This is a genomic window from Methylobacterium sp. 001424705, from assembly GCF_059816145.1.
Genome location: NZ_JCBANU010000075.1, coordinates 1 through 1,425 on the forward strand (window position 1 = coordinate 1; position 1,425 = coordinate 1,425).

A 1,425-nucleotide genomic window follows, 5' to 3' on the forward strand; every position below is an offset into this window, starting at 1 on the left:
TGGATGAGCCTGCCCTGGGTCGCCCTTGATCCTTGGTGGGACCAGGCACGATCATCGGTCCCAACGGTATGCTGCGTCCCTAAGATTAGATTCCGGCGCCTGTCGTGCCAGGTTGTGCACGCATGAGGCTTGCAACCAGCCGTGTCGCCGATGAAGGGGTGCTCGGGATCCCTGTCCTGCCATGTGCAACAGCTAGTGGTCTGAGTTGGAAGAGGTTTGACAGTTTTGTAGGATGAGCGGATTGTTGGGCACTTCCTGATGGAGGTGCGCCATGTCGCGTGGTCCGAAGGCAGTCGCCCTCGCTCTGAGCGAGCACGAGCAGGGTGAGGTTCAGGGCCTGCTGCGCCGACACGGGACCGGGCAGGCGCTGGCCCAGCGCCTGCGCATCATCCTGGCCTGCGCCGAGCCGGGTGCCACCAACCTCGGCGTAGCGACGGCGCTCGGTGTCAGCCGCCAGACGGTGACCCTTTGGCGCGGTCGCTTCGCCGCCAGCCGGCTCGAGGGATTGGTCGATGCGCCCCGGTCCGGCGCACCCCGCCGCATCGATGACGAGGCGGTCGAGCGTCTCGTCACCCTCACCCTGGAAGAAACTCCGCGCCAAGCCACGCACTGGAGCACCCGTGCGATGGCGCAGCGGAGCGGGATGAGCCAGAGCGCGGTCTCGCGCATCTGGCGCGCCTTCATCGGCCCCAGACCTTCAAGCTCTCGTCCGATCCCGCCTTCATCGAGAAGGTCCGCGACGTGGTCGGCCTCTACCTCGCTCCTCCCGACCGCGCTCTGGTGCTGTGCGTCGATGAGAAGCCCCAGATCCAAGCGGTGCAGGGCACGGCGCCGGCCTACCCGCTGCGGCCGGGCCACGCCGAGCGAACCACTCACGACTATCGCCGACATGGGACGCTCGACCTGTTCGCGGCCCTCGACGTCAAGGCCGGCACCGTCATCGGCCGGTGTGAAGGCCACCATCGTAGCGCCGAGTTCCGCGCGTTCCTGGATCAGGTCGAGCAATCCGTTGCAGCGGATCTGGAGGTGCATCTGGTTCTCGACAACCTGAAGACGCACAAGACGAAGTTGGTGCACGACTGGCTGGTTCAGCATCCTCGGTTTCATCTTCATTTCACACCGACGAGCGCGTCGTGGCTCAACCTGGTGGAGTGCTGGTTCTCGGTGCTGAGCCGGCGTCGGCTGGAACGTGGCGCCTTCACCAGCACAGAGGATCTGGAGGCGGCGATCCGCGATTACATCGCCGAGACCAATGCTCATCCCAAGCCGTTCGTCTGGACCAAGTCCGCTGACGCAATCTTGGCCAATGTCGCCCGCTTCTGCAAACAGACTTCTAACTCAGACCACTAGGGTCTGTCGTCGCCTGAACGGATTGGTTTGGCTTTCGTTTTCGTCTCTCTGATGCAGGAGGGACGATGCTGAGCG

1 pseudogene is annotated in these 1,425 nt (G+C 64.3%); it reads left to right on the plus strand.

Annotated elements, in window-relative coordinates:
• Positions 1-271 precede the first annotated feature (271 nt).
• Positions 272-1,350, plus strand: a pseudogene (locus AC6EUL_RS22795) (IS630 family transposase).
• Positions 1,351-1,425: the final 75 nt, after the last annotated feature.